Source organism: Sporosarcina sp. P37 (genome assembly GCF_002109365.1).
Lineage (GTDB): Bacteria > Bacillota > Bacilli > Bacillales_A > Planococcaceae > Sporosarcina.
Map to the genome: position 1 here is coordinate 3209993 of NZ_CP015349.1, position 15942 is coordinate 3225934.

The 15942-nt window shown below is 46.4% G+C and carries 14 protein-coding genes and 1 other annotated feature; of the genes, 13 read left to right on the plus strand and 1 reads right to left on the minus strand.

Going from position 1 to position 15942, the window contains the following annotated elements; genetic code table 11:
• The first annotated feature begins 7 nt into the window (after positions 1-7).
• The 3 genes from SporoP37_RS16095 (at position 8) to SporoP37_RS16105 (ending at position 3241) form a co-directional block, all read left to right on the plus strand.
• Entirely contained in the window at positions 8-1252 is a 1245-nt protein-coding gene (locus SporoP37_RS16095; protein WP_085431848.1) for a glutamate-5-semialdehyde dehydrogenase, read from the plus strand.
• Positions 1253-1270: 18 nt separating this feature from the next.
• Positions 1271-2350 carry a branched-chain amino acid aminotransferase gene (locus tag SporoP37_RS16100; RefSeq protein WP_085431539.1) on the plus strand — a complete coding sequence of 360 codons (1080 nt, stop codon included), beginning with the start codon at positions 1271-1273 and terminating at the stop codon, positions 2348-2350.
• Positions 2351-2440: 90 nt separating this feature from the next.
• Entirely contained in the window at positions 2441-3241 is an 801-nt protein-coding gene (locus SporoP37_RS16105) for a DUF6612 family protein (RefSeq protein WP_085431541.1), read from the plus strand.
• A gap of 84 nt (positions 3242-3325) precedes the next feature.
• On the opposite strand, the gene SporoP37_RS16110 is transcribed toward SporoP37_RS16105, so the two are convergent.
• Entirely contained in the window at positions 3326-4621 is a 1296-nt protein-coding gene (locus SporoP37_RS16110; RefSeq protein ID WP_085431543.1) for a replication-associated recombination protein A, read from the minus strand.
• Positions 4622-4748: 127 nt separating this feature from the next.
• On the opposite strand from SporoP37_RS16110, the gene cymR reads away from it, so the two are divergent.
• From cymR to mltG, 10 genes are all read left to right on the plus strand, one after another.
• Positions 4749-5168 (plus strand): cysteine metabolism transcriptional regulator CymR, encoded by a 420-nt coding sequence (cymR, locus tag SporoP37_RS16115; protein ID WP_085431545.1) that lies wholly within the window; start codon positions 4749-4751, stop codon positions 5166-5168.
• A 12-nt stretch (positions 5169-5180) separates the two neighbouring features.
• Positions 5181-6329, plus strand: coding sequence for a cysteine desulfurase family protein (locus SporoP37_RS16120; RefSeq protein WP_085431547.1), 1149 nt, complete (start codon positions 5181-5183; stop codon positions 6327-6329).
• A gap of 20 nt (positions 6330-6349) precedes the next feature.
• Positions 6350-7468: a tRNA 2-thiouridine(34) synthase MnmA gene (mnmA, locus tag SporoP37_RS16125; protein WP_081244619.1), complete on the plus strand. Its 1119-nt coding sequence runs from the start codon at positions 6350-6352 to the stop codon at positions 7466-7468.
• 12 nt (positions 7469-7480) lie between these two features.
• Positions 7481-8149, plus strand: a complete 669-nt coding sequence (locus SporoP37_RS16130) for a tetratricopeptide repeat protein (protein ID WP_085431549.1) — start codon at positions 7481-7483, stop codon at positions 8147-8149.
• 28 nt (positions 8150-8177) lie between these two features.
• Complete coding sequence (gene recD2, locus SporoP37_RS16135; RefSeq protein WP_085431550.1) at positions 8178-10613, plus strand: SF1B family DNA helicase RecD2; 2436 nt, start codon at positions 8178-8180, stop codon at positions 10611-10613.
• Positions 10614-10652: 39 nt separating this feature from the next.
• Positions 10653-10857, plus strand: a binding site (T-box leader).
• Between the two features lie 44 nt (positions 10858-10901).
• A complete protein-coding gene (gene alaS / locus SporoP37_RS16140) occupies positions 10902-13535 on the plus strand; it encodes an alanine--tRNA ligase (RefSeq protein ID WP_085431551.1) in 2634 nt (877 codons plus the stop codon).
• A gap of 168 nt (positions 13536-13703) precedes the next feature.
• The gene (locus SporoP37_RS16145) at positions 13704-13967 is read left to right on the plus strand and encodes an IreB family regulatory phosphoprotein (protein WP_081244625.1); all 264 of its coding nucleotides are present in this window, start codon (positions 13704-13706) and stop codon (positions 13965-13967) included.
• 5 nt (positions 13968-13972) lie between these two features.
• Entirely contained in the window at positions 13973-14392 is a 420-nt protein-coding gene (gene ruvX, locus SporoP37_RS16150) for a Holliday junction resolvase RuvX (RefSeq protein WP_081244626.1), read from the plus strand.
• A 13-nt stretch (positions 14393-14405) separates the two neighbouring features.
• Entirely contained in the window at positions 14406-14696 is a 291-nt protein-coding gene (locus SporoP37_RS16155) for a DUF1292 domain-containing protein (protein WP_081244627.1), read from the plus strand.
• A gap of 121 nt (positions 14697-14817) precedes the next feature.
• Entirely contained in the window at positions 14818-15921 is a 1104-nt protein-coding gene (gene mltG / locus SporoP37_RS16160; protein ID WP_232329852.1) for an endolytic transglycosylase MltG, read from the plus strand.
• The last annotated feature ends 21 nt before the right edge of the window (positions 15922-15942 follow it).

Here is a 15942-nt window from a genome sequence, read left to right on the forward strand (position 1 = left end):
ATGGATGATGAGTGAAATCAGACGTAAAGGAAAAGCAGCTAAAGAAGCAAGTGTCGCACTGAATATCGCAACGACAGAAGAGAAAAACGAAGCGCTGCGGCTGATTGCGGATCAGTTGCTGGAAGAACAGGAACAGCTGCTTGCGGAAAACAAAAAAGATATAGAAGAAGGCCGCGAAAAAGGGATTGAATCGGCGGTTCTTGACCGGATTCTATTGACTCCAGACCGCATTGAAGCGATGGCGGAAGGCGTCCGTCTGCTGATTGACCTGAAAGATCCGATCGGCGAGACACTTGAAGATATTACGAAAGACAACGGCCTGCATATCGTCAAGAAGCGTGTGCCGATCGGCGTGATCGCAATGATCTATGAAGCGCGTCCTAATGTTACAATTGACGCGGCCTCCCTGGCATTGAAAACAGGAAACGCCGTCGTGTTGCGCGGCAGTTCGTCCGCCAAATATTCTAACCTCGCACTATGGCGCGTTATTCAGCGCGGACTTGAGAAGAGTTCATTGCCAGTCGATTCCGTTCAGCTGATTGAAGATACAAGCCGTGAGACAGCGAAAGAATTGTTTACGCTCACTGATTATTTGGATGTGCTGATTCCTCGCGGGGGAGCAAAACTAATTGAAACAGTCATTCGTGAATCTACGGTGCCTGTTATTGAGACTGGTGCAGGGAATTGTCATTTATTCATCGACGGAACAGCGGATGAGCAAATGGCAATCGACATTGTCGTCAATGCAAAAACACATCGCCCGTCCGTCTGTAACGCTATTGAAACCGTATTGATTGACCGCAGCTGGCTGACGGAGCACGGAGAGAAATTAATTGGTGCATTACGTGAAAAAAATGTCCGGCTGCAGGGAGATGCTGCAGTGCGCACATTTGACCCGTCCATCGAGGCTGTTGAACAGAATGACTGGTCCGGTGAATTCCTGGACTTGACACTGCGCATGAAAAGTGTGGAAAATGTTCAGCAGGCGCTCGATCATATCGCGCAATACAGCACGAAACACTCAGAGGGAATCATTACTCAGAACGATGAGCACGCAGAACGATTCCTGAACAGTGTAGATGCGGCGGCAGTGTACGTGAATGCATCCACCCGTTTCACAGATGGGTTTGAATTCGGTTACGGCGCAGAAATAGGGATCAGTACACAAAAGCTTCATGCCAGAGGGCCGATGGGATTAGAAGCATTGACTTCTTCCAAATTTGTTATTCGCGGAACGGGTCAAATCAGATAATTATCAGGAGGTTTTACTATGACAACCGAGAAACAGATCACAATCAATCAGACGACACAGCCGAAAGACAAACCGGCGGCAAATGACCCGCTCGCTTTCGGAACGATTTTCACAGATCATATGTTTGTAATGGATTATACAGACGGCACGGGATGGCATGACGCGCGCATTGAACCGTATGAGCCGTTCTTGCTCGATCCGGCAGCTATCGTCCTGCATTACGGGCAAACCGTATTTGAAGGATTGAAAGCGTATCTGAACGAAGATAAAGAAGTTGTGCTGTTCCGTCCTGAAGAAAATATGAAACGGTTAAATCGATCCAATGACAGATTATGCATGCCGATGTTTGATGAAGAATTCGTGCTGGAAGCATTAAAACAATTGGTTTCTCTCGATAAAAACTGGATTCCTGACAGACAAGGAACATCGCTGTATGTACGTCCCTTCATTTTTGCCACGCAGCCCTATTTAGGTGTAGCGCCTTCCAAAACGTACCGCCTGATGATCATTTTATCTCCGGTCGGTCCGTATTATAAAGAAGGTATGAACCCCGTGAAAATCGCAGTGGAATCCCAGTACGTCCGAGCGGCTGCGGGCGGTACCGGCAGTGCGAAAACAGCAGGAAACTATGCAGGAGCCATGAAAGCGCAGGAAGTGGCTGAAGCGGGCGGTTACTCTCAAGTTCTTTGGCTCGATGCGAAAGAACATTGTTATATCGAAGAAGTCGGAGCGATGAACGTTTTCTTCAAAATTAACGGAGAAATTATTACGCCTGCGCTCAATGGAAGCATTCTCGAAGGGATTACACGTAAATCAGTCATTGAATTACTGGAATCATGGGACATGCCTGTTACCGAGCGCAAAATATCTATTCACGAAATCATCGAAGCAAATGAAGCAGGCACGCTTGAAGAAGCGTTCGGCACAGGTACAGCCGCGGTCATTTCTCCGATAGGCGAACTGTTCTTTGAAGGCAAAAAATGCGAAATCAATCACAATGAAATCGGAGAGCTTTCATTGAAGCTATACGATACGATTACAGGTATTCAGACAGGTAAAGTGGAAGATCCGTTCAACTGGGTCGTTGCTGTTGACTAATTTTCATCACAAATGATATCGAATGGTCCGTGACAACTGCGTGGCTGTGAAGTACACTGTAAATAGTTTTGATTGAAGGGGAGTTTCCTGATGAACAAAAGATTTTTCGTTCTATTCCTGGCAGTAATCCTATTTACAATGACAGGATGCGGAAAAACATCTTCCGCGCCGTCAAGTGCGGAAGATGTTTTGAAAAAAGCGGATCATGCGATGAGTAAACTCGAATCCGTTCATACAAGTATCAGTTTTGATGAGAGCAGTGTCACGTCCAATCCTCCGAAACGCACAAGCCAAAACGTTCAAGTGCAGGCGGATTTTCAACGGCATCCGCTGATGGTTTCAGAGGAAGTGGTCTGGAAAGCGCCTTTGCAAACAGCGAGAAACATCAAGCTGTTCCGCCAGGGCGATGAGCTGGCGATGCATGAAAGACTGGTAAAAGATAAAAAAGGCTGGCAAGAAATAACCGAAGATCAGCGCGCTCAGCTGCTTGGTGTTTGGGTTCCGTTTGCATCCCCTGTAATGGATTTGTCGCTGCTTGAGCCATTCGCAGATGATGCGAAACTGGAAAAAATCGATTACGGCTATGCGCTGCAGTTTTCGCTGTCGCCGGCGGACTACCGCAAGCTGATGGAATTGGTTTCTGTGAACAGTGAACAACCGGAGCAATTTATTCATACACACGGCGGGTTTCCTGTCATCGATAAACTCGATATTGAGCTGAAAATCAATGATCAGACGATGTTTGTAACAGGAGTGAAAATGTCGGCAAATATAACTGGTTATTTTAAACGGGATTATATCCGATATAAACAAAAGCTGGATGCAACGTACAGTTATTTCAATGATATTGATGCCATCCAGACTCCGAAAGATGCCAAGATGTTTCAATAAAAAACTCCACATTTGCCGTCCGGCAGGTGTGGAGTTTTGTTTATGGAATTACTTCTGTTTTACATGAAATCTGCAAATATACTGTCAGCGTGCAGTTTTTTTAGATTTGAACGACTGCAGCCGCTTATGGATGGCAGCCATTCTCGTTTCTTCCCCCGCTTCAACCGGCGTGTAAAACGCAGCATCCGCCAGCGTATCAGGGAGGTATTGCTGATCGGTCCAGCCGCCGAATGTGCCGACGGGCGTCGCGTGCGGATAGACGTAGCCGCCATGCCCGAGTGCAGCTGATCCTCCGTAATGTGTGTCCCGCAAATGCATCGGAATCTCTCCTGTCGGTTTTTCGTGCAGCATTTTCGTTGCGGCGTCGATTGCTTTATAGGCCGAGTTCGATTTCGACGCCAGACACATTTCCACTATTGCCACGGAAAGCGGAATACGTGCTTCTGGCATCCCGAGCCGCAAAGCCGCGTCTGTAGCCGCCAGAACATGGCTGCCGATCGCCGGTGCCGCCAAGCCGATATCCTCATAGCTCATGACAAGCATCCGTCTTGTAACGGCTGTCAAGTCGCCAATCTCAAGCAGCTGCGCCAAATAATACAATGCTGCATCGACATCGCTGCCGCGCACACTTTTTTGAAGCGCGGATAATAAGTTGAAATGGTGTGAGCCTTTTTTATCGCCCAGCAGACTGATGCGTGTGAGCAGCTGAGAAAGCAAATCGTCTTCCACGACGATAATCCCGTCTTCTTCATCACTCGCTGCGAGCAATGATTCAAGAAACGTCAGTGCTTTTCTGGCATCGCCATTCACACCTTCCGCAATTTTTTCGAGCTGCTCTTTTGTGATTTGAATAGATTCCTTACCCAGTCCTTTTTTCTCGTCCTTTAAGGTCCGTTCGAGTAATTCAAGCAGGTCCTCGGGCTGCAGCCGTTTCAGCTGGACAATCTCTCCGCACCGAGATCGGATGGCTGGATTGACATCGTGGAACGGATTTTCTGTCGTCGCTCCAATCAGTACAATCGATCCGCTTTCTACGTGCGGAAGCAAAGTATCCTGCTGCAATTTATTGAAACGGTGAATTTCATCGAGAAACAGCAGTACCTTTCCTGTCATTCTCGCTTCTTTTACGACATCCTCGACATCTTTCTTTCCCGCCACCGTGGCATTCAGCGCGATGAACGGCAATTTTGAAGTGCCTGCAATGGCATAGGCAAGAGAAGTTTTGCCTATGCCCGGTTCTCCGTATAGTAAAAGAGACGGAACATGTCCGTTCTTGATCATCCGATATAAGGGAGTATGGCTGCCAATGACGTGGTTCTGTCCGATGACTTCATCAATCGTACCGGGCCGCATGCGAAAGGCCAAAGGTTCATTATGCATGTATATCCTCCTTGCGTACGTTTGTTCTTTCATTATAACGTAAAACATTAGTGAAGTCATTTGGAAGAACCAGTGATACAATTATGCTATACTGATTTCAGCAATTTTAGTAAAGGACGATGCCCACATGAAAATATCTACTAAAGGACGATACGGACTTACAGTAATAGTAGAATTAGGACGGAAATATGGAGAAGGACCTGTACCTCTGCGGAAGATCGCAGAAGAGCAGAATCTCTCTGAAGCATACCTCGAGCAGCTGATCCCCCCGCTGCGCAACAGCGGACTGGTGAAAAGTGTGCGCGGTGCCTACGGCGGTTATAAACTCGCGAAAGATCCTTCTGAGATTACAGCAGGAGATATTATCCGTCTGCTGGAAGGTCCGATTCAGTTAGTCGAAGGATTAGACGATGACAAGATTCCGCAGCGTGAATTGTGGAAGCGGATCGGAGACGCGATTCGAGGCGTGTTAGATCATACAACTATTAAAGATTTAATTGAATTTGATGATTCTTCCGCTGTGGATGAATACATGTTTTATATTTAAAGGAGTTTTCTTATGAAACCTGTTATATATTTAGACCATGCCGCTACGACGCCTATGCATCCGGCTGTACTGGAACGGTTCACTGACGTACTGGATGATACGTACGGCAATCCGTCGAGTACACATCAGGTAGGCAGACACGCCAAAAAAATGCTGGAGGACGCGCGGAAAACGCTGGCATCTTCTATTAACGCATCGCCTAATGAAATTATTTTCACTTCAGGCGGAACGGAAGCAGATAACTTGGCTATTTTCGGAACTGCACAGTCGATGCAAATGCACGGGCGCCATATCATTACAACTGAAATTGAACATCATGCGGTGTTAAACCCGTGTAAACAACTGGAGTCACAAGGCTATAACGTGACTTATTTGCAGCCCGACATCAACGGGCTCATTACAGCACAACAAGTGCAGCAGGCGCTGACAAATGAAACGATTCTGGTGTCTGTTATGTACGGCAATAATGAAGTCGGCACCATTCAGCCTATCGCTGAAATAGGCCAGATCCTTTCTCCACATCAGGCGGTGTTCCATACCGATGCGGTGCAGGCTTACGGCGCGTGTCAGCTGGACGTGGAGCAAATGCAAGTGGATTTGCTGTCCGTCTCAGCTCATAAACTGAATGGTCCTAAAGGAATCGGTTTCCTTTATCAGCGCAACGGTAAAATGCTTGCAGGCCAGGTGCTCGGCGGAGCGCAGGAGAAAAAGCGCAGAGCAGGCACAGAGAATGTTCCGGCTGCTGTCGCGTTCGCAGAAGCAGTTTCCATAGCCGAGCAGTCAAAACAAGAGCACACTATTACGTATTCAGCATATAAACAACAAATGGAGGAAGTGTTCGGACGTCGCGGCTTGCATTTTCAACCGACCGTTCCGGCTGCTGTTCCGTCATTATCACATATTTATCATGTATCGTTTCCCGGTACCGACGTGGAAACATTTTTAATGAGTCTGGATTTGGAAGGCATCGCTGTCTCAAGTGGTTCTGCCTGTACAGCAGGCTCTTTTGAACCGTCGCATGTTGTAACAGCAATGTTCGGCAACGAGTCGGAGAATGCCAGAAATTCGATACGCATCAGCTTCGGCTACGGCCTCACTCCGTCTTCGGTGGAAGAGGCCGCAGAACGGATCGCACACGTCGTTAAACGATTAGTGAAATGAATCAGTAAAGGATGAAAAACATGACAACGAAAAAAGCACCTGCCGATACACGTGTAGTCATTGGAATGTCAGGCGGAGTGGACTCTTCGGTTGCGGCACTGCTGCTAAAACAGCAAGGCTATGAAGTGATCGGAATCTTTATGAAAAACTGGGATGATACAGACGAATCGGGACATTGCACTGCCACAGAAGATTTTGAGGACGTGCGCAGTGTATGTGATCAAATCGGCATTCCGTATTACTCCGTCAATTTCGAGAAACAATATTGGGATAAAGTGTTTACGTATTTTCTTGATGAATACAAAAAAGGCCGCACGCCAAATCCGGATGTTATGTGCAATAAAGAAATCAAGTTCAAAGCATTTCTTGAGCATGCAAAGAGTCTCGGTGCCGATTACTTGGCAACCGGACATTACGCGCAGGTTGTCGAACGTGAAAACGGCACAGCTATGCTTCGCGGAGTAGATAATAACAAAGATCAGACCTATTTCCTTAATCAGCTGACACAGGAACAGCTTCAGCAAGTGATGTTCCCTCTCGGTCACTTGGAGAAAAACAAAGTCCGGGAAATCGCAGAAGAAGCCGGACTTGCCACAGCGAAAAAGAAGGATTCTACCGGGATTTGCTTTATTGGCGAACGTAATTTCAAAGAATTCCTTGGCGAATACTTGCCGGCTAAACCAGGCGAAATGCAGACAATGGACGGTGTCGTGATGGGTAAGCACGACGGACTCATGTACCATACAATCGGCCAGCGTCACGGTCTCGGAATCGGCGGAGCAGGCGAGCCATGGTTTGCGGTCGGTAAAGATCTGGAGCGTAATGTGCTGCTGGTGGAACAAGGTTTCAATCATGACGCATTATTTTCGACAAGCCTGCAGGCGACCGACATGAATATTTGTTCACCGAGAGATTTGCCGGAACGTTTCACATGCACAGCAAAATTCCGCTATCGTCAGCCGGATACAAAAGTAACTGTGCAGCTGACAGGCAATGAAGCAATCGTCACATTTGACGAACCTGTTCGCGCAGTCACACCGGGACAGGCTGTCGTGCTCTATGACGGCGAAGAGTGTCTTGGCGGCGGAACGATCAATGAAGTATTTAAGGACGGCAAAAAACTGACGTATGTAGGATAAGGAGGCAGCAGCATGTCGATTCATAACGAAGCAATTAAAGAAATGCAGGCAGGCAATTACGAAAAAGCGATTGAGCTTTTTACAAAGGCCGTGGAAGAAAATCCGGAAGAAGCAACGGGTTATATTAATATCGGAAATATTTTCGCTTCCCTTGGAGATGCTGAACAGGCAGAGCCGTTTTTTCAGAAGGCACTGACGCTCGATGAAAACGCGGGAACGGCATTTTACGGACTCGCAAATCTTTATTATAATCAGGAGCGCTTTGAAGAGGCCGCTAAATTGTATGAGAAAGCGGTGCAGACCGGTTTAGAATCTGCTGATGCCTATTTCATGCTCGGTAAAAGTCTTGAGCAGGGAGGCAGTGACCGTTTAGCACTGCCATATTTGCAGCGCGCTGCCGAACTGAATCCAGAGGACGCGGAGATTGCCTTGTCTTATGGTATTTTATTGGCAAAGCTTGAATTATTCAAAGAAGCAAAGCCGGTGTTTGAATCCATTCTGGCAAGTGTGCCGGACCATGCGGACACACATTATAATCTCGGCGTACTTTACGCTGTTTCGACTGAAGACAAAGCAAGCGCATTGTCTCATCTGGAGAAGGCTTTCACGATTGAGCCAGAGCACACACAAGCCCGCTATTTATTCGATATGATTCAGCTTGGTGAACAAAGCGAAAAATGAACCGGCAGGAAAGGAGGGAGTTTTCCCGATGAATGAATCTGAACAATATGTAATCGGCAGACCGGTGGTGACGATTTTTCATAATACGGCGAATCTGTTTTCCATCGTCAAAATGAAAATCACATCCACAAATACTGATTACCGTGATAAAGAAATCGTCATTAAGGGGTCATTCCCTCCTTTGATAGCCGAAGAAGATTATAAATTCACGGGGCGTCTTGTCAATCATCCCGTGCACGGACAGCAATTTGATGTCCAGACATTTACAAAAGAATTACCAGCAACCGAGGCGGGTCTCATCCATTACTTGTCTGGTGATCTGTTTCCGGGCATCGGTAAAAAAACTGCCGGTGATATCGTGAAAATACTCGGCAATAATGTTATCCAGAAGATTTTGGAAGACCGCAGCGTACTCGATCAAGTTCCCCGCTTGAGCGAAGAAAGAAAAGATACCCTCGTTGCCGTGCTGCAGGAGAACCTCGGACTGGAACGGACAATGGTCCAGCTGAATGAATGGGGTTTCGGACCGCAAGTGGCTATGCGTATTTATCAGGCGTATCAGGACGATGCCATTACGATACTGACCGAAAACCCTTATCGGCTGATCAGAGAAATTGAAGGAATCGGCTTTCAGCGTGCAGATGATCTTGCACAGCAACTGGGACTTGTAGGCGATCATCCGGCGCGTATTAAAGCAGCTGTTTATTACAGCGTACATAGTGAAGTGAACTCAGCAGGGCATGTGTATGTGGAATCAGAAGCAATTCTTCCGCAGGCAAAGCAGCTGCTAGAAGCGAGTCAGCCGCATAGCATTTCGTACGAAGCCATTACACAGGCAGTCATCGAGCTCGTGGAAGAAGGCGCACTTTCTGCTGAAATGCAGCGGCTGTACCTTCCGTCTCTGTATTATTCGGAAATTGGCATTGCTGCCAAAGTGAATAAAATATTGGAAAATGAAGTGGACGAACAGTTCCCTGCATCTGAAATCAGAAAAGCAATTGGTGAAATTGAAGAACGTCTTGAAGTGGAGTATGCCGAGACACAGGTGGAAGCGATAGAACGCGCTCTCCATTCCCCGCTTCTCGTATTGACAGGAGGGCCGGGGACAGGGAAGACAACTGTTATTAGAGGGCTGGTCGAGGCGTACGCGGAATTGCATGGAATATCTCTGGATGTAGAAGAGTATGCACGTAAAAAGGAGCCGTTCCCGATTATTTTAGCTGCTCCTACAGGACGTGCGGCAAAACGGATGTCGGAATCTACAGGGCTGCCTGCCATGACCATTCATCGTCTTCTCGGCTTTACAGGCCAGGAAGATGAAGAAGAAACCGAGCGGGAAGTAGAAGGCAATCTCATCATTATTGATGAAACGTCCATGGTGGACACATGGCTAATGCATCAGCTGCTAAAAGCAGTCCGCAATGACGCCCAGCTGTTATTCGTCGGAGACCAGGATCAGCTGCCTTCTGTCGGACCGGGACAAGTGCTGCATGATTTTATGCGGTCCGGTAAAATTCCTGTCGTCGAACTGACGGATATTTTCCGCCAAAGTGAAGGCTCCACCATCATCGAACTCGCACATATGATTAAACAAAAAGAATTGACGATGGATGTGACTAAAAAAACGTCCGACCGTTCTTTCATAAAAGCTTCAAGTGAACAGATTTTACCTGCTGTTAAACAGATTATCCAAAGCGCTGTGTCAAAAGGTCATTCTATTAAAGATATCCAGGTGCTTGCTCCGATGTACAAAGGACCGGCGGGAATTGACGGATTGAACAAGATGATTCAGGAAATCATAAATCCGCCCGCATCAGGCAGAAAAGAAATGGTCTTCGGCGAAACCACTTACCGTGTCGGCGATAAAGTGCTGCAGCTCGTGAATCAGCCGGAGAGCAATGTCTTTAACGGTGATATGGGCGAAGTGGTTGCTATCATGCTGGCTAAAGAAACAACTGACAAAAAAGCCATTATGGTCGTTTCATACGACGGCAATGAAGTGCAATATGAACGCAGCGACTTAAATCAGCTGACGCTCGCCTATTGCTGTTCTATCCATAAATCCCAGGGAAGTGAATTCCCGATTGTCGTTATGCCGATCGTCAAAAGCCAGCGTAAAATGCTGCGGCGCAATCTGCTCTATACAGGCATTACACGTGCAAAAAACTTTTTAATTTTATGCGGTGAAGCAGAAGAGTTCAAAGCAGGTATTGCACGCACAGATGAAACAGAACGGCAGACCACGCTGAAAGAACGGATTGAAGGAGAGACAGCGGGACAGCCCGAAACGAAAGCCGTTCCATCTGAAACTGCGGCGCGTCCCGAAAAAGTGACCGTACAGGAAACGATGAAACAGGAAGATGCATCCCCAGCAAAATTAACGATGGATAATTTCACTGCAATCGATCCTATGATCGGTATGTCTGATTTGTCACCATTCGACTTTCTGGAGGCGACTGATTGACAAAGCGATAGAACTTTCCTATAATTCGTTTAGAAATATCGAAAAACGTTGAAGGAACGAGTACCCGTATATTCTGTGTGAAGAAAAGAGCTTCTTGGCTGAAAAAGCTCTCTCAGAACTGCGGGGAACGCTATTCCGAAGTGCAGGTTAATCCCTGCCGTCTTGCCGCGTTAAGGCAACTCGAGATACCGCGTCATGCGGTAATTAGGGTGGTACCGCGATCAATGAAATCTTCGCCCCTTTTTTTAAAAGGGGGGGAGTTTTTTTAATTTTAGGAGGAGCAAAACGATGAAGAAGCTTACGGCAACTGAAATTCGCCAAATGTTTTTAGACTATTTTAAGGAGCACGGACATAATGTAGAACCATCAGCTGCATTAGTGCCAGTTGATGACCCGTCTTTGTTATGGATCAACAGCGGTGTCGCTACATTGAAGAAATACTTTGACGGACGGGTAATTCCTGAAAATCCGCGGATTGCCAATGCACAAAAATCAATCCGCACTAACGACATTGAAAATGTCGGCTACACGGCTCGTCACCATACGTTTTTTGAGATGCTCGGAAATTTTTCCATCGGGGATTACTTCAAAGAAGAAGCAATTATCCGCGCGTGGGATTTTCTGACAAATGATCAATGGATCGGCTTTGACCCGGAATTATTATCCGTGACAATCCATCCGGAAGATGAGGAAGCATATAAAATTTGGAAAGATCAGATTGGAATCCCGGTTGAGCGCATTATTCGCCTGGAAGGGAACTTCTGGGATATCGGTGAAGGCCCAAGCGGTCCAAACTCTGAAATTTTCTATGACCGCGGCCCTTCCTACGGTGATGACTTCTCAGATCCCGAATTATACCCGGGCGGAGAAAACGAACGTTATTTGGAAATCTGGAATTTAGTATTCTCTGAGTTCAATCATAACCCTGATAACACGTATACGCCGCTTCCAAAGAAAAACATTGATACAGGAATGGGACTGGAGCGGATGGCATCGGTAATCCAGGATGTGCCGACGAACTTTGATACGGATTTATTCCTGCCGATCATTGAAGCGGTGGAAAATGTATCTGGAAGAAAGTACGGGGAAACATCCCAAGCAGACACGGCATTTAAAGTTATTGCAGACCACGTTCGTACAGTAGCTTTCGCAATCGGCGACGGAGCACTTCCTTCCAATGAAGGCCGCGGCTATGTTTTGCGCCGTCTGTTAAGAAGAGCAGTGCGTTTCGCTAAGCAATTAGGTATCGATAAGCCGTTTATGTACATGCTGGTGCCGATTGTCGGAGATATTATGAAAGACTTCTATCCTGAAGTGCATGATAAACAGGCATTCATTATGAAAGTCGTGAAAAACGAAGAAGATCGTTTCCACGAAACACTGCATGACGGAATGACGATTCTTTCCTCTATTATTGAAAAAGCAAAAGCGTCGGGTACATTTATTGTTTCAGGCAGTGATGCTTTTAAGCTGTATGACACCTATGGTTTCCCGTTTGAACTGACAGAAGAGTTTGCTCTGGAAGAAGATGTAACGGTTGACCGTATCGGATTCGATGAAGAGATGGCTGCACAGCGGAACCGTGCACGGGCTGCCCGCGCCACAACGGATTCCATGCATGTTCAGTCAGGCGTTCTCGGTGAAATTCACGATGCCAGTGAATTCATCGGTTATGGCCAGCTCGAAGCGGACGCAGTCATCAGTGTGCTCATTCAGGACGGGCAGCGCATTGGCCATGCAGCAGAAGGAGAAACAGTCCAGCTGATTTTGGACCGCACACCTTTCTATGCTGAAAGCGGCGGTCAGATTGCAGATAAAGGGACATTGACAAATGATTCCTTCACTGCTGAAGTGCGTGATGTGAAAAAAGCGCCAAACGGTCAAAACCTTCACACCGTCTTCATCAGCTCAGGTGAAATGAATGAAGGCGCAGCAGTTGCTGCGAAAGTGGACGAGTTTTCACGCAACTTGACAGTCAAAAACCATACGGCAACTCACTTATTGCACAGAGCGCTGAAAGATGTCCTAGGTGATCATGTCAATCAGGCTGGATCCTATGTTGGCCCAGACCGTCTGCGATTTGACTTTTCTCATTTTGGACAAGTCACGAAAGACGAGCTGGAGCGCATCGAATTCCAGGTGAATGAACAAATTTGGGCTGGAACGCCGGTCGATACATCGCTTGCACCCATCGCAGAAGCGAAAGAAATGGGCGCGATGGCATTGTTCGGAGAGAAATACGGCGATATCGTGCGCGTCGTAAAAGTTGGAGATTACTCTATTGAATTGTGCGGCGGCTGTCATGTGCGCAATACATCTGATATCAATGTCTTCAAAATCATTTCAGAAGGCGGAATCGGGGCAGGAACACGTCGTATTGAAGCATTTACCGGCGGACAAGCTTTCCGTTCGTTTAAAGAAGATCAGGCTGTGATCGACCAAGTGGCGGAGACTGCAAAGGCTACACCGAAAACGGTGGTAACAAAAGTCGAATCCATTCTGGCTGATTTTAAAGAGCTGCAGCGCGAAAACGAATCATTGCAGGCGAAACTCGGCAACAGCCAGCTGACAGCTGTATTGGAGACAGCACAGCAAATCGAAGATATCACAGTGATTTCTGCAAATGTAGAAGTGAAAGACAATAACGGCCTTAGACAATTGATTGATGAACTGAAACAAAAAACGGTCAAAAGCGTCATTGTACTCGGTACAGTAACTGACGGGAAAGTTATGCTCGCAGCAGGCGTCACGGACGATCTGAAAGGCGGCGGCTATCACGCAGGGAAAATCGTCAACCATGTTGCCTCACTTTGCGGCGGAAAAGGCGGCGGCCGTCCGGACATGGCCATGGCTGGAGCAAAAGATGCGTCTAAACTTGATGAGGCGCTTCAATCCGTGTATGATTATGTAAAATCTGTTTAACCATTATGTACGTTCGCTATGCATGAATACGGATAATTAGTGCCGGTAAATAAATAGGTATGCACGAGCCCGTATATAACCGGGCAGCATGTTATCCGTATACTCTATATATAGAAGGTCGATTAGTCGTACTGCACATAATGGAAATCGGAAAGCGGGGTGTCGAGTATGAGTTCGTCTGATGAAACGATGAAATTCAACTTTCCTGAAGAGTCGATGGAGGAAGAAGTAAAAACGGTCATGCTCCACGTTTACAAATCATTAGAAGAAAAAGGCTACAATCCTATCAACCAGATTGTCGGATATTTATTGTCCGGAGATCCAGCCTATATTCCACGCCACGAAGACGCTCGCAGTCTGATACGCAAACTGGAGCGGGATGAAATTCTTGAAGAATTAGTAAAGTTTTATATTAGGGAGAATAGGGGCTAGACAGTATGAGAACTATGGGATTGGATGTCGGCACAAAAACGGTCGGCATCGCAATTAGCGACAGCCTCGGCTGGACAGCCCAAGGAATTGAAACCATCAAAATTGATGAGGCGGCAGGTTCTTTCGGCATGAAACGTGTTAAACAGCTGGCAGAAGAGTACGAAGTGACGGAGTTCGTCGTCGGATACCCTAAAAATATGAATAATACAATTGGGCCGCGGGGAGAAGCATCTGAACGCTACGCAGAAAAATTACGTGAAAAGTTCGGCTTCCCCGTGATATTATGGGATGAACGGCTTACCACAATGGCTGCAGAGCGTGTGCTTATTGAAGCGGATGTCAGCCGAAAAAAACGCAAGTCAGTCATTGATAAAATGGCAGCCGTCATGATTTTACAAGGGTATTTAGATTCAAAAAAACTTTAGAGGTGATTACACAATGGAACACGGACAAGAAACAATGACAATTGTAGACGAGAATGGTGAAGAGCACGTATGTGAAGTAATTTTAACATTTGATTCAAAAGAATTTGAAAGATCTTATGTGCTGTACCACGTGCTAGACGGAGAGCCGACAGATGATGATGAAGAAGTTGAAATTCACGCAGCTGCTTTCATTCCGACGGAGGAAACGGAAGAAGGCGGTTCGCTTCTTGAAATCGAATCCGATGAAGAGTGGGATATGATAGAAGAAGTACTCAACACGTTTCTTGAAGAAGAAGACGAGTAAACGATAACATCATGTGACGGACGGAATGGTGCGGACCGTTCCGTCTTTTTTGCTTGATTTATCCATAGCGGAAGAAGAGGTGAGGCTTGTGGAAAAAGAGCCCCAAAGAAAAAAAGAGATTATGTTTGAACGAATGCTGGAACAGAAGGAAGAAGTGAGAACCGTTAGAAAAATAGTGTTTTGGATTGTTGCTGTTGTTTTGGTAGTGGGACTGGTTGCAGGATTCTCAGTCTATACATACATAAAAGGTGCATTACAGCCTGTAGATCCAAATTCAGAAAAAGTGGTGGAAGTAGAAATACCGATCGGATCCGGTTTGGACGCAATATCTGAAAAACTTGAACAGTCGGGTATTATAAAAAGTGCCCGTATTTTTAAATACTATGCCAAAGTGAATAATGAAGCTGAATTTCAGGCGGGCACGTATGGGTTAACACAGGCCATGACGCCTGATGAACTGATCGAAAGTCTGAAAACGGGCGTTGTCTACCGCACACCCGCCTTTACACTCGTAATACCGGAAGGCCTTACGCTGGATCAGATTGCAAAGAAAACAAGTGAAAAAACAGGTATTAGCGAAAAGCAGTTTATGGATTATGTAACGAATGAACAAGTCATTCAAGAATATATCACTAAGTATCCTGATATTATTACAGAAGAAATTCTGAACAAAAATATCAGGTATGCACTCGAAGGCTATTTATTCCCGGCTACCTATCCTTTCTATGAGGAGAAAGTGACAGTGAAAGAAGTCGTCGATACGATGGTAGAGGCAACTGTTCAGAACGTCATTCCGTACCAAGGATATTTGAAGGAAAAAGAAAAATCGGCTCACTGGCTGCTGACATTTGCTTCATTGCTGGAAAAGGAGGCGACAGAACAGTCTGATCGCGAAACAATCGCAAGTGTATTCAACAACCGCCTGGAACAAGGCATGCCGCTGCAGACGGATCCGACTGTTTTATATGCGCTCGGCGAGCATAAGTCACGTGTGCTGAATGAAGATTTAAAAGTGGATAATGTATATAATACGTATCAAAATAAAGGACTGCCGCCGGGACCGATTGCAAACGCGGGCACTGCGTCGATACAGGCAGTGGTGGAACCGTCCAAAACAAAATATCTCTTCTTCTTGGCCGATAAAGACGGCAAAAATCATTTTACCAAGACGTATGAAGAGCACCTGAAAAACAAAGCAAAATATATCGATAGCCAGAATAAATAATACGCTGTAAAGGAGGGGTGG

Bases quoted from the DNA above. Each gene is read 5' to 3' on its own strand.
- SporoP37_RS16155 (WP_081244627.1), top strand. From the start codon at position 14,406: ATGGAACACGGACAAGAAACAATGACAATTGTAGACGAGAATGGTGAA.
- recD2 (WP_085431550.1), top strand. From the start codon at position 8,178: ATGAATGAATCTGAACAATATGTAATCGGCAGACCGGTGGTGACGATT.
- SporoP37_RS16130 (WP_085431549.1), top strand. From the start codon at position 7,481: ATGTCGATTCATAACGAAGCAATTAAAGAAATGCAGGCAGGCAATTAC.
- SporoP37_RS16100 (WP_085431539.1), top strand. From the start codon at position 1,271: ATGACAACCGAGAAACAGATCACAATCAATCAGACGACACAGCCGAAA.
- SporoP37_RS16105 (WP_085431541.1), top strand. From the start codon at position 2,441: ATGAACAAAAGATTTTTCGTTCTATTCCTGGCAGTAATCCTATTTACA.
- mnmA (WP_081244619.1), top strand. From the start codon at position 6,350: ATGACAACGAAAAAAGCACCTGCCGATACACGTGTAGTCATTGGAATG.
- SporoP37_RS16110 (WP_085431543.1), bottom strand. From the start codon at position 4,621: ATGCATAATGAACCTTTGGCCTTTCGCATGCGGCCCGGTACGATTGAT.
- cymR (WP_085431545.1), top strand. From the start codon at position 4,749: ATGAAAATATCTACTAAAGGACGATACGGACTTACAGTAATAGTAGAA.
- ruvX (WP_081244626.1), top strand. From the start codon at position 13,973: ATGAGAACTATGGGATTGGATGTCGGCACAAAAACGGTCGGCATCGCA.
- mltG (WP_232329852.1), top strand. From the start codon at position 14,818: ATGTTTGAACGAATGCTGGAACAGAAGGAAGAAGTGAGAACCGTTAGA.
- alaS (WP_085431551.1), top strand. From the start codon at position 10,902: ATGAAGAAGCTTACGGCAACTGAAATTCGCCAAATGTTTTTAGACTAT.
- SporoP37_RS16145 (WP_081244625.1), top strand. From the start codon at position 13,704: ATGAGTTCGTCTGATGAAACGATGAAATTCAACTTTCCTGAAGAGTCG.
- SporoP37_RS16095 (WP_085431848.1), top strand. From the start codon at position 8: ATGAGTGAAATCAGACGTAAAGGAAAAGCAGCTAAAGAAGCAAGTGTC.
- SporoP37_RS16120 (WP_085431547.1), top strand. From the start codon at position 5,181: ATGAAACCTGTTATATATTTAGACCATGCCGCTACGACGCCTATGCAT.